This is a genomic window from Burkholderia sp. Bp9016 (genome assembly GCF_003857765.1).
Taxonomy (GTDB): Bacteria; Pseudomonadota; Gammaproteobacteria; order Burkholderiales; family Burkholderiaceae; genus Burkholderia.
The window spans coordinates 1-12540 of the sequence record NZ_QTPY01000024.1 but is presented as its reverse complement, the minus strand read 5'-3'; the positions used below and the strand labels follow the sequence as shown (position 1 = coordinate 12540).

Below are 12540 nucleotides of genomic sequence, written 5' to 3'. Positions count from 1 at the left end.
ATTGCCGGGCGGCGTGCGTGCCGCCCGGTTCCTCGTCTCTCGCCACTACCGTTCATGAATCTCGTATCGATCCAGGCGCCGGCCGCCGTCGTGATGATCCGGCCGCACCGCTTCCTGCCCAACCCGCAGACCGCGGCCGACAACGCGTTCCAGCGCACGGCCGCCGCCGGCGCACGCGACACCGCGTCGGTGTCCGCCGCCGCGCGCGACGAAGTCACGGCCGCCGCACACACGCTCGCCGAAGCAGGCGTGCGCGTGCACGTATTCGACGACCACGGCGAGCGCGACACGCCCGACTCCGTGTTCCCGAACAACTGGTTCTCCACGCATCCGGGCGGCCACGTTGCGCTGTACCCGATGGTCAGCCCGAACCGCCGACGTGAACGGCGCATGGACATCGTCGAGATGCTGAAGGCCGACTACCGCGTGCAGGACGTGATCGACTACTCGGGGCTCGAATACGACGACGTGTTCCTCGAAGGCACCGGCGCGATGGTGCTCGATCACGTCGCGCGGATCGCGTACACCGCCCGCTCGCGCCGCGCCGATCCGGTTGCGCTCGAACGCTTCTGCACGCACTTCAACTTCGAGCCGATCTGCTTCGACACGGCCGACGCGAACGGGCGGCCGATCTATCACACGAACGTGATGATGAGCGTCGCGACCGAGTTCGCGATGGTCGGCCTCGACCTGATCGCCGACCGCCGGCGCCGCGACGAAATCGCGCAACGCCTGACCGAAACCGGCCGCACGGTGATCGCGCTCGACTACGCGCAGATCGCGAATTTCGCGGGTAATACGCTGGAGCTGTCGGGCAAGGACGGGCGCGTGCTCGCGCTGTCGCGGCGCGCATTCGACTGCCTGAGCGGCGAACAGCGCGCCGCGATCGAGCGCTCGGCGCGGCTGCTGCCGCTCGATGTGCCGACGATCGAACTGGCCGGCGGCTCGGTGCGCTGCATGCTCGCGGGCATTCATCTCGCGCGGCGCGCGTCGATGCATGACGTGAAGGAAAGCGAATCGGTAGAGCAGCAACGTGAAGCGGTAACGGTCGCCGTCGCCTGAGAGAACCCATGTCCGCCATTGCAGCGGACTGTCCGACACAACTGGATGCATCGATCTCCGAACCGGATCGATGCATCCGTTCATCACTCAACCCGCCAACAGCTTCAGCCCGGCCGGCAGCGTTTCGCCGAACACGCGTGCCGTGTCGGCTTCGTCGAACGCGATCGCTTCGCGCACCATGTCGATCCACGCCGCCGATGCGTTGGCCGCCGACAAACGCTTGATCACCGCTTCGCGCGTGTCGTCCGGCAAATCGCGTTCGCGGTCGCCGGTCATGCGCGCGATTTGCGCCACCGCGAACGCCGCGGGTTCGACCTGTTTCCAGTCGAGCGCGAACAGCGCGTCGAGCCAGCGGTTCGCCACGTCGGCCGGCACGACACTGTGCGCGCTGCCGTAGAACGGCCGGCGCGCACCGATCCGCCCGAGCGCCCACGCGCACAGCGTGCGCTCGGACGGCTTCTGCAATTGCCCGATCAAACGCTCGGCCAATTCCACCTTGCGCTCGACCGGCAGCCGCTCGAGCGACGCCGACAAGCGCGTCATGTCGGCGGGGCCGACCTTGGCCGGGTCGAACGGCAGCTTGCGGCGCTTGTCGTCGGACGGTTCGAGGAACGCGATCGCGTCGCGCACCTGCGTCTGCGCATCGTCGTCGAGGCCGCCGGCCGCGCGACGCCACAGCGTCCACCACTCGGACCACACCTGCGCGTCGTTCACGTACTGGATTCCGTCGTCGAACAGCGGCCAGAGCTGCTCGATGCGCCACGCGTCGAGCGGATGACCGAAGCCCGGGCGCAGGCAATAGCCGGCGAGATTCAGCCACGCGCGTTCGTGATCGGCCGAACGCCGGCGCCGACGCGCACGCGCGAGCAATGCGTCGAACAGTTCGCGCGCGAGCGCGACGTCCCACTCGTCGCGCGGGCCGAGCACCTGCTCCAGTTGCGCGCGCAACCGTCGCGTGTCCTTCGGCGTGACGTCCGCCGCCTTGCCGCCGAACGAACGGTCGATCAACTCGATCGCGTGGTCCAGACGCGGATGGCGCGCGAGTGCAGCGTCGCCGCCCTGCGCGGGCGCATCGCCGCGCAGCTGGAATTCGAGCCGCCAGCGGCGCGACGCATCGTCGGTCGCGATGCAGTGCATTTCGAGCGTGCCGACCTCGGTCAGCGACGCGGTGAGTTTCACCGGCGTTTCGCGCGCATCGCTGCCGGCCTTGCGGTCGACGACCGTCGCGATCGGCGGCAGCCGCACGAAATCGCCGCCGTCCAGGTCGACGAGATCGCCGGGCTGGTACACGGTGTCGGCCACCGTCGACACGAGGTGGAAACGCACCGGCTGCCCGAGCTGCAGCGCGAACGTGCGATCCTCGAGCCGGATCTCGCGGCCTTCTTCCGAACCGCGCGGCAGCAGGCAGACGCCGCGCGCCACCGCGTCGCCGGCGCCATCGTCGAGAACCAGGAAGTAGCTGCGCGCCGATCCGCCGCCGATGCGTGGCGCATGCCCTGCCCGCGCCAGCCCGTAGGCCACCGCGCCGCGCGCGACCGCGACGTCCGGATGCGCGTTGTGCAGCACGTCGAGCGGCGCGCCGCGCCACGCGCCGAGCGTCTGCGCAAGACGGCCGGCGAGCGCGCCCGCGCGGAACACACCGCCGTTGAGCAGCAGCGTGTCGGGCAGCGGGCCTTCCGCATGACGGTTCAGGAACGCGGCGACGTGCCGCGTGACGGCCGGGTCGCTCGCGTACGGCAACCCGAATTCGACGATCGCGGCCCGCGCACGGCGCGGCAGTTCGCCGGCCGCGACCTGCGGAAAGAAACCGTCGACGACGATCTGCTCGACTTCCTGCCGCGTGAGCTCCGCCGAGCGCGCACCGCCGACCAGCTTGCTGCCCGCGCCGAGCAGCGTCACGGTGACGGACGCGGGCGCGTCGTCGCCGAGCAGCCGCTCCTTCGCCGCGCGGCAGCGCTCGACGAGCTGCGACAGGCTCGCGGCCGACAGCCGCGTGCCGGGCTCGGTCAGCCGCGTCTCGACCAGGCGCGCGAGCGCGAGGTCCATGTTGTCGCCGCCGAGCATCAGGTGATTGCCGACGCCGACGCGCGTGAAGGTGGGCTCGCCGTCGTCGCCCGGCGCGACGTCGACGAGCGTGAGGTCGGTCGTGCCGCCGCCGACGTCGCAGATCAGCACGCGCCGCGCCGAGGCGAACGTATCGCGCAACGTCGCGCGCTGGCCGTACAGCCAGTCGTAGAACGCGGCCTGCGGCTCTTCCAGCAGCCGCAGCGCCGGCAGTTTCGCGCGCCTGGCGGCCTCGACCGTCAATGCGCGCGCGCCGTCGTCGAACGACGCAGGCACCGTGAGGATCACGTCCTGCTTCGCGAGCGGTGCATCGGGAAAATGTGCGTCCCATGCGGCACGCACGTGCGCGAGATAGCTCGCGCTCGCATCGACCGGCGACACCTTGTCGACGCCGTCGGCCGCGCCCCACGGCAGGATCGCCGCGAGCCGGTCGACCGATGCGTGCGACAACCAGCTCTTCGCGCTGGTCACGAGCCGCCCCGGCACCTGCGCGCCGAGCGTGCGCGCATAGCGGCCGATCACGGCCGGCAGCGCGTTGGCCGCGGCCGATTGCGCGCTGGCCTTCGGAGCGTCCGCCCACGGCAGGCGCAGCGCGTCCGGCGGCAGTTCGCCCGCCGCCGGGTGATAGCGCACCGACGGCAGCAGCGGCTGCGCCGCCACCGCGCCGGGGCCGACCAGCTGCTCGACGTCGAACACGCGGATTGCGTCGGAGCCGGCCTCGACGTACGCGACGACCGTGTTGCTCGTGCCGAGGTCGATGCCGACCGTATAGCGCTTCATCTCGCTCAGGCGGCGCCGCGCACGTCGAACTCGACCTTCCAGCGCTCGTCCGTGCCGCTCGGGATCGCCTCGAGTTCGAGCGTGCCGGCTTCGGTCACGCGCGCATGCAGCTTCACCGGCACGATCTCGCCGACCGTACGCCCTTCGGCGGGCAGCGTCGCCTGGATTTCCTCGAGCTCCTGCAGCTCTTCCGGCGACCAGTAGTCGAGCAGCGTGCCGACCTGGTCCTGGCGTCGCACCGACGAGCCGAAGAAGCGGAACTGCACCGGTTCGCCGACAACGAGGCCGAACTCCTGCGGCGGCAGCGCCGCGTCGGTGCCCTCCTCCATCCCGAACGGCGCGACGCACAGCGCCTGCACCGGCGGCTCGAGCCCCGGCACCGCCGGCATCGCAGACTCGATCGCGACGTAGTACGCACGCGCCGTGCCGCCGCGAATGCGCACGCCACGGCCGCGCTTCACGAAGCCGTAGTACGCCGCGCCGCGCGCGACCGCGAGATCGAGATCCGCGCCTTCGAGCAGGCGCGCGGGCGGCGCACCTTCGGCGGCAAGCCAGCCGTTGAGCGTATCGAGCACGCGCTGCGTGAGCAGCGTCGACTTGAACACGCCGCCGTTGAACAGCACCGCGGTCGGATGCAGGAACGTCGCGCCTTGCGGCAGCGTGCGCTGCACGCCTTCGAGCGCGTCCAGCGCCGCGACCTGGCGGCCGAGGAACGCCGCGAGATGGCGCGTGATGCCCGCGTCCTGCGCATACGGCAGGCCGAGCTGCGTAAGGCCGACACGCGCGCGGCTCACGGGGCGCGCCGCTGCATCGACTTGCGGGAAGAAGCCTTCGAGGATCGTCTGCGTGAGTTCCGCGCGCGTGAGCTCCGTGCGGATCGAGCCGCCGATCAGCTTCGAGCCGCGGCTCGGCACGACGAGCGGCACCGCGTCGATCGTCGGGTCGGACAGCAGCGTTTCCTTCGCGGAGCGGCACGCGTAGGTCAGTGCGCGCAGTTGCCACGGATCGGCCTGCGTACCCTGCTGCGCGAGCTTGCGCGCGACCACGTGCGCGAGCGCGAGGTCCATGTTGTCGCCGCCGAGCAGGATGTGCTCGCCGACCGCCACGCGATGCAGTTCGAGATTGCCGTCGCGCTCGACCACCGCGATCAGCGACAGGTCGGTCGTGCCGCCGCCGACGTCGACGCACAGGATCAGGTCGCCGACCCGCACCTGCTTGCGCCAGCCCCCTTCGCTCTTCTGGATCCAGCTGTAGAGCGCCGCTTGCGGCTCCTCGAGCAGCGTCATCCGCGAGTAGCCGGCGGCGCGGGCGGCTTCCGCCGTCAGTTCGCGCGCGGCCGGGTCGAACGACGCGGGGATCGTGACCGTCACGTCCTGGTCCGCGAACGGCGCATCGGGATGGGTGTGGTCCCACGCTTCGCGCAGGTGCGTCAGGTAGCGGATCGAGCTTTCCAGCGGCGACACGCGCGACACTTCGGGCGGCGCATCGCTCGGCAGGATCGCCGCGCGGCGATCGACGCCCGGGTGGCACAGCCAGCTCTTCGCGCTCGACACGAGGCGGATCGGCGTGCCCGCGCCGCGGGTGCGCGCCATCTCGCCGACCGCGAAGCCGCGCGAGGCCGTCCACGGCAGCGTCAGGTCGCCCTGCGTCAGCTCGCTTTCATGCGGAAGATAAAGGAACGACGGCAGCAGGTCGCGCGACTCCAGCGCGCCCGGCGCGGTCAGCTGCGCGATCGGCAGCACCTGCTGCGTGATTTTTTCGCCGTCGCTCGCGGCGCTGTCGACGTACGACAACGCGCAGTGGGTCGTCCCGAGGTCGATACCGATCGAATAGCGCGGATCGCTCACAGTTCCACCTCCGCCGGTGCGATGACCGATGCGTCGTGGCTGCCCGTCAGCTTCGGCAGGCGCACGTCGGCAACCCGCCAGCCGCGATGGCTGACCGTGCCGGTGAACGGCGCGGCGCCGACCACGTTGCCCGTCACGCGCACGGCCGTCGCGTCGAAGCCCGCCGGCAGCGTCACGCGGCTGCCTTCGGCTTCGTCGCGCACCGGCACGATCGTGAAGTGTTCGCGCAGCGCGGCGCGGCAGCCGTCGTGCACGAGGCGTGCGGCGGCGCCGATGTCGGCGTCGCCGTAGCCGGCGATGTCTTCCTCGACGAAGTCGATGAAGCGGGCGTCACGCTGCAGCAGGCCGAGCAGTTGCAGCGCCGCTTGCGGGCTCGCTTCGCGCAGTTCGGGGGCCGGCGCCTTCACGGGCTCAGGCGCCGGGGCCGCGGCGGGGGCCGGAGCGGGTGCGGGTGCAACCGGCGCGGGTGCCGGGGCGCCGTCGCGCACGCGCAGCACGCCGGCCGCGAATTCGCGGTTGCCGATCACGGAGAAGAATGTGCCGACGGCCAGCGATAGCCGGCCGAAGAAGGACAGATTCGATTCGGGCATGGGGTCTGGACTCCTGTGGGCTCGCGACACGGCGAGCATCTTGCTTGAGCGCCGGGCGGCGGCGTGCGATTGCGCACTGCCGCCGCCCGACGCGTGATTCGGACGCACCCTCGCGGGTGCGGAAAACCCGTATTTTGCCCTGTGACGGGCAAACCGGGCAGAAGTTGGGGGACAGATCACGGCGGCGCACGCATTTCGCGCCGCGCCGGATTGCGTCGGACTACACGTTATCGCGGGTCGAAGGCGATGTTGCGGCGCATCAGCGCGGCTTGCGGCGGCGCGCCGCCTTCGCTTCGAATTCGCGCGACAGCATGCCGAGCGTGACTTCGCCGAAGCGGGCGAGCAGCGCCGTCTCGGCCTCCTTCAGCGCCGCCGACAGATGCGCGTTGACCGCCTGTTCGACCAGGCATTCGGGCGTGTCCTCGGTCACCAGATCGGAAAACACCGGCGGCTCGCCCACCGCGCGATAGACGTCGAGCAGCGTGATGCCGTCGAGCGGGACGCTGAGCGCCCAGCCGCCGCCGTGGCCTTTCTCCGACTGCACGTAGCCGCAGTCGCGCAGCCCGCCGAGCAGGCGTCGCACGACGACCGGGTTCGTGCACAGCATCGTCGCGATCGCCTCCGACGTCAGCGGGCCATCGGCCTGGTCCATGTGGATCAGCGCATGCAGCATGCGCGATAAACGGCTATCGGTTCTCACGGACGGGCGGCTCCCACTCTCGAAACTTCTGAAGTTGCATGAATGATATCACCAGCCTATCATGCAACTTCTCGTGTTTCATGAGTTGGCCGCCATCGAAGCACGTCTTTCGCTCGTATGAACTCAGGAATCGGGAAAGGAGTGGACACATGCAGATGCATCATGACGTGATCGTGGTCGGCGGCAGCTTCGCCGGGCTGTCGGCCGCAATGCAGCTCGCGCGGGCGCGACGCCGCGTGCTCGTGATCGACGTGGGCCGGCCGCGCAATCGATTCGCCGAACATGCGCACGGTTTTTTCGGGCAGGACGGCAAGCCGCCTGCGGAGATCGTCGCGCAAGCCGCCGCGCAACTGGCGGCCTATCCGACCGTGCGGCGGATCGCGGGCGAAGCGCGCACCGCCGAGCGCGACGCGAGCGGCGGCTTTCACGTAACGCTCTCGGACGGCAGCCGTGCGAGCGCCGACCGGCTGATCCTCGCAACCGGCATTCGCGACGAACTGCCCGCGTTGCCGGGGCTCGCGCAACGCTGGGGCATCAGCGTGCTGCACTGTCCGTATTGCCATGGCTACGAGGTGGCGGGCCGGCAACTCGGCGTGCTGGCGACGCATCCGCTGTCCGTGCATCAGGCGATCCTGATTCCGGACTGGGGGCCGACGACGTGGTTCACGCAGGGCGTGGTCGAAGCGAATGAGCAGGAGGCGGCGCTGCTCGGCGCGCGCGGCGTGCGCATCGAGCGCTCGCCTGTCGTCGAAATTCTGGGCGAGGCGCCGCGAATCGAAGCGTTGCGGCTCGCGGACGGGCGAGTCGTGTCCATCGATGCGTTGTTCATCGGCGCGCGTACGGAGATGGCCAGCGATCTCGCGCAACAGCTTGGCTGCGCGTTCGACGAAGGGCCGCTCGGTGCGGCGATTCGCGTCGATACGTGGAAGCAGACGAGCGTGCCCGGCGTGTTCGCGGCCGGCGATGCCTCGAGCCTGATGACGAATGCGACGTTCGCGTCGGCGTCGGGCGTCGCGGCCGGGGTCGGTGCGCATCGGTCGTTGATTTTCGGGCTCGACGCGTGCAATGGATGAAGCCGCGCGCGGCATGGCCGTCACACGACGAAGGGCCATGCTCGTGGAACCTGCAACGCACGCGCTCACGTCGAGCTGCGCGCGTGCTCGCGGAATCCATGGCCGCATCGATGGATTCGACGAGCGATGTGATGTTTAATCAATGCTCGGCCACACCGGCATCAAGAGACATCCCATGCTCGACCTTGAAGACCTTCGACTCGTTCGCGCGATCGGCGCGTCGCGCTCGCTGGCATCCGCAGCGCGGCTGCTCGATCTCACGCCGCCCGCCGTCACGATCCGCCTGCAGCGGATGGAATCGCGACTCGACGTCAGGCTCGCCGTGCGGCAGCCGAAAGGGATCGAGCTGACCGACGAAGGGCAGCGGCTCTATCAGGAAGCCGTCGAGATTCTCCAGCGTGTGGACGCGCTGCCCGGCAGCATTGCGGGCGGTCACGGCGACGTGCAGGGCTCGCTGCGCGTCGTTGCGCCGTTCGGCTTCGGACGTAAGTACGTCGCGCGGATCGTGCGCGACGTGCAGCGCGCGCATCCGAAGCTCGACATCTCGCTGCATCTGTCGGAGAGTCCGCTGACCAGCGCGGCCGGCGCGGACGTGGTCATCCACGTCGGCAGCCTGAAATCGTCGTCGTGGATAGGCTATCCGCTCGCGCCCAACGAGCGCTTCCTGTGCGCAAGCCCCGGTTACGCGCGTCGCATCAAGGCGCTGAACCATCCGTCCGACCTGGCGCACTACGACTGCCTGTGCCTGCGCGAGAACGACGAGGACATTACGCGCTGGCGCTTCTCGCAGCCCGGCGACGGCAAAGGCGAATCCCGACGATCCGCGGTGATCCGCGTCACGGGCGCGCTGTCGTCGAACGACGGCACCGTCATCACCGACTGGGCGCTCGCAGGGCTCGGCATCGTGGAGCGCTCGGAGTGGGACGTCGCGCCGCAGCTCGCGAGCGGCAAGCTCGTCAGGCTGCTGCCCGACTGGCATCTCCCGCCAGCCCCCGTTACCGCGCTGCTGCCCTCGCGCACCGGCCGCTCCGCGCGGCAACGGGTGTTTCTCGAAGCCGCCACGCAATTCCTCGACCCGCCGCCCTGGCGCAGCCCGGCCTGAGCGCCGTCCTGCCATTAAATCTTGCTTAATGGATGATTTTCCGCCCATTAAACACGCGGCATGCCAGACGCCCTACAGTGCTCGCATCGGTCACCCTCGAGGCAACGCATCATGGGCATCCCCCTCCTGAACACCCCCGCCGCATTGATCGACGTCGATCGCATGCGTGACAACATCGCGCGCATGCAGGCGCATCTGGATGCGCTCGGCGTCACGTTCCGGCCGCACGTGAAGACCACCAAGTGCCGGCAGGTCGTCGACGCGCAAATCGCGGCGGGCGCGCAAGGCATCACGGTGTCCACACTGAAGGAAGCCGAACAGTTCTTCGAGGGCGGCGTGCGCGACATCGTCTACGCGGTCGGGATGATCCCCGCGAAGCTCGGTCAGGCGCTCGCGCTGCGCCGGCGGGGCTGCGACCTGAAGATCGTCGCCGACACCGTACAGACCGCACGTGCCATCGCTGAATTCGGACGCGAGCATGGCGAACGCTTCGAAGTCTGGATCGAAGTCGACGTCGACGGCCACCGCTCGGGGATCGTGCCCGACGACGACCTGCTGATCGCCGTCGGCTGCGCGCTGGTCGACGGCGGCATGACGCTCGGCGGCGTGCTCGCGCATGCCGGCTCCAGCTACGAATACGACACACGCGACGCGCTGGCCGCGATCGCGGAACAGGAGCGCAGCCGCACCGTGCGCGCCGCCGAGCGACTTCGGGCAGCCGGGCTGCCGTGCCCGGTCGTGAGTATCGGATCGACGCCGACCGCGCTGTCGGCAGAAAACCTCGACGGCGTGACGGAAGTCCGCGCAGGCGTGTACGTGATGTTCGACCTCGTGATGCACAACATCGGCGTGTGCGCACTGTCAGACATCGCGCTGTCGGTACTGACCACCGTCATCGGGCACCAGGAAGAGAAAGGCTGGGCGATCGTCGACGCGGGCTGGATGGCGATGAGCCGCGATCGCGGCACGCAGCGGCAGGCGCGGGATTTCGGCTACGGCCAGGTGTGTACCGAAGCGGGCGACGTGCTCGGCGAGTACGTGGTAAGCGCAGCCAATCAGGAACACGGCATCGTGTCTCGCCTCGGTGCGCCCGATACGAACATCGCGCAGCGGTTTCCGATCGGTACCCGGTTGCGGATCCTGCCGAACCACGCGTGCGCGACCGGCGCGCAGCATCCGGAATACCACGCGCTGAGCGACGACGGTGCCGTACAGACCTGGCCGCGCTTCTATGGGTGGTAAGGATCGCGCGGGGTGACCGGCGCGCGGATGCGATGCGCCGGTTTCCCCGGTCAAACCTGCCGCTGCATCGCCGCCCCATAGTTATTGACCGTTTGTCTACATCTGTACAACCCATAAAATCCGCGATCCGGATTGCACACGACAGGTTCCTCGCCATGCCGACAGACGCCCAGCTCCTTCTTCTCGATCGGGATGCGATCGCACCGGCCCTTCAAGCCGAGCAAGTGATGACGGCGGTCCGCGATGCCTTCGTGCTGCACAGTCAACGTGCCGGACGCGTGTTTCCGGTCGTGCGCGAGAAGCTGCATACCGGCGGCGTGTTCGGCATCAAGTCGGGCGATGTCGCGCGCCAGGATCTGCTCGGTTTCAAGGCGGCCGGCTTCTGGCCCGGCAATCGAAGCCGGGGCGGCGAGCCGCATCAGGCGACGATCGCGCTGTTCGACCCCGCCACCGGCCGCCCGCTCTGCATCATGGACGGCAATGCGATCACCACCGCCCGCACCGGCGCGGCGGGCGGCCTCGGGCTGCAGGCGCTCGCCCGGCCCGACAGCTCGCGCATCTGCGTGTTCGGCACCGGCGTGCAGGCACGCGCCCAGCTCGACCATGCGATCAGGATGCTGCCGCAAAGGTGCACGGTGCAGTACGTGAGTGTCAGCGGCGAGACGGATCCGGGGTTCGAATCGGCGTTGCGCGAACGCTGCGACATCCGCGTCGCCCGTGACCGCAACGATGCGGTGACCGACAGCGACATAGTCATCACGGCGACGCCGGGCGGCGGCCCGCTGTTCGACGCCGACGCGATTCGGCCCGGCACGCATCTGACCTGCGTAGGCGCCGATACCGCGGGCAAGCGCGAGTTGCCGGAAGGCGTACTGGAACGGGCGCGCATTTTCGTGGACGATCACGAGCAGGCGCGCAGTATCGGCGAGTGCCAGTGGGCGCCCGGACTGCCGCGCACCGAGATCGGCGACGTGCTCGCCGGGACCGTATCGGTCGATCGCTCGCCTGACGACATCACCGTATTCGACATGACGGGCCTCGCGCTACAGGATCTGACCGTTGCGCGTTTCCTGTATCGGCAGGCCGTCGACAACGGTACGGGACGCTCGATTCCATGGCCGTGGTGAGCGGCAGTTGCGTGGTATCTTCCGTCGTCATGCGCCTCACCAACGTTTCCGCCATCTCGTTCGATCTCGATGACACGCTGTGGCCGTTCGGACCTTCCGTCCAACGGGCCGAAGCGTCGCTGCATGCGTGGCTGACCGAACATGCGCCCAACACCGCGAGCGTGCTGCCGACGTCGCACGCGTTGAGCGCGTTGCGCGACGAATACGAGCGCCTGCGGCCGGATCTCGTCAGCGACTATCGTGCGTTGCGAATCGGATCGATCCGGCTTGCGCTGGAACGCGCGAACGAAGACGTCACGCTGACCGACCGCGCATACGACGTGTTCTATTCCGCGCGGAACCAGGTCGAGTTCTTCGAAGATGCGTTGCCGGCGCTTGCATGGTTGAGCGCGCGGTTTCCGTTGATCGCGGTGACCAACGGCAATGCCGATTTGCGGCTGACCGGCGGCGGCGAGTTCTTTCGTGAGACGCTCAGCGCGCGGGCGTTCGGGTTCGCGAAACCGGAGCCGGAGATCTTTCATGCGGCCGCCGCGGCGCTCGGCGTGCATGCGGCGGAACTGCTGCACGTCGGCGACGACTTTCACCTCGATATCGTCGGTGCGTTGGATGCGGGGTTGCAGGCGGCCTGGATCGTGCGCGATGAACGTCCGGGAGCGGAGCACGCCGCGCATCGCACCCCGTCTCGGCATCTGACGATTCACGACTTGTCGGCGCTGTGTCGTGTGCTGGGTGGGCCTGTCGGGGGGGCGTAGCCGCAGGCCGGCGAGATTGCGTGGTCGATCGGCCGTAGGCCGACGCATATTTAATCCGGGCCGACAACCTGACGCGGCCGAGGACGTGGAGGTATCCGGAATTTAGTGTGTGAGGCGGGTTGAGATTCAGACTCCAATGTTGAATCGTTCCGGGTAAAGCAGCGCAAACTGGGTCATCGCGCTCTTCCAATCGTGCCGGGA

10 protein-coding genes are annotated in these 12540 nt (G+C 69.0%); 6 read left to right on the top strand and 4 right to left on the bottom strand.

The window, feature by feature from the left end:
• Window positions 1–54 precede the first annotated feature (54 nt).
• On the top strand, window positions 55–1062 hold the full coding sequence (gene ctlX, locus DIE13_RS25455) for a citrulline utilization hydrolase CtlX (RefSeq protein ID WP_124829857.1): 1008 nt from the start codon (window positions 55–57) through the stop codon (window positions 1060–1062).
• 87 nt (window positions 1063–1149) lie between these two features.
• On the opposite strand, the gene DIE13_RS25450 is transcribed toward ctlX, so the two are convergent.
• From DIE13_RS25450 to DIE13_RS25435, 4 genes are all read right to left on the bottom strand, one after another.
• On the bottom strand, window positions 1150–3906 hold the full coding sequence (locus DIE13_RS25450; RefSeq protein ID WP_124829856.1) for an Hsp70 family protein: 2757 nt from the start codon (window positions 3904–3906) through the stop codon (window positions 1150–1152).
• Window positions 3907–3911: 5 nt separating this feature from the next.
• Window positions 3912–5753, bottom strand: coding sequence for an Hsp70 family protein (locus DIE13_RS25445; RefSeq protein ID WP_124829855.1), 1842 nt, complete (start codon window positions 5751–5753; stop codon window positions 3912–3914).
• Window positions 5750–6343, bottom strand: a complete 594-nt coding sequence (locus tag DIE13_RS25440; protein ID WP_124829854.1) for a DUF2760 domain-containing protein — start codon at window positions 6341–6343, stop codon at window positions 5750–5752. Before DIE13_RS25440 ends, DIE13_RS25445 begins: the two co-directional genes overlap by 4 nt.
• A 259-nt stretch (window positions 6344–6602) precedes the next feature.
• Complete coding sequence (locus DIE13_RS25435) at window positions 6603–7043, bottom strand: Rrf2 family transcriptional regulator (RefSeq protein WP_124829853.1); 441 nt, start codon at window positions 7041–7043, stop codon at window positions 6603–6605.
• A gap of 149 nt (window positions 7044–7192) precedes the next feature.
• Here DIE13_RS25435 and DIE13_RS25430 point away from each other — a divergent pair, with 149 nt between their 5' ends.
• The 5 genes from DIE13_RS25430 to DIE13_RS25410 all read left to right on the top strand — a co-directional run bounded on the left by DIE13_RS25430 (window position 7193) and on the right by DIE13_RS25410 (window position 12339).
• Window positions 7193–8116, top strand: coding sequence for an NAD(P)/FAD-dependent oxidoreductase (locus DIE13_RS25430; RefSeq protein ID WP_124829852.1), 924 nt, complete (start codon window positions 7193–7195; stop codon window positions 8114–8116).
• Window positions 8117–8258: 142 nt separating this feature from the next.
• Complete coding sequence (locus tag DIE13_RS25425; protein WP_124829851.1) at window positions 8259–9218, top strand: LysR family transcriptional regulator; 960 nt, start codon at window positions 8259–8261, stop codon at window positions 9216–9218.
• Between the two features lie 111 nt (window positions 9219–9329).
• On the top strand, window positions 9330–10460 hold the full coding sequence (locus DIE13_RS25420) for a DSD1 family PLP-dependent enzyme (RefSeq protein WP_124829850.1): 1131 nt from the start codon (window positions 9330–9332) through the stop codon (window positions 10458–10460).
• 155 nt (window positions 10461–10615) lie between these two features.
• Window positions 10616–11587, top strand: coding sequence for an ornithine cyclodeaminase family protein (locus DIE13_RS25415; RefSeq protein ID WP_124829933.1), 972 nt, complete (start codon window positions 10616–10618; stop codon window positions 11585–11587).
• Window positions 11588–11616: 29 nt separating this feature from the next.
• The gene (locus DIE13_RS25410) at window positions 11617–12339 is read left to right on the top strand and encodes an HAD family hydrolase (protein WP_124829849.1); all 723 of its coding nucleotides are present in this window, start codon (window positions 11617–11619) and stop codon (window positions 12337–12339) included.
• Window positions 12340–12540 lie beyond the last annotated feature (201 nt).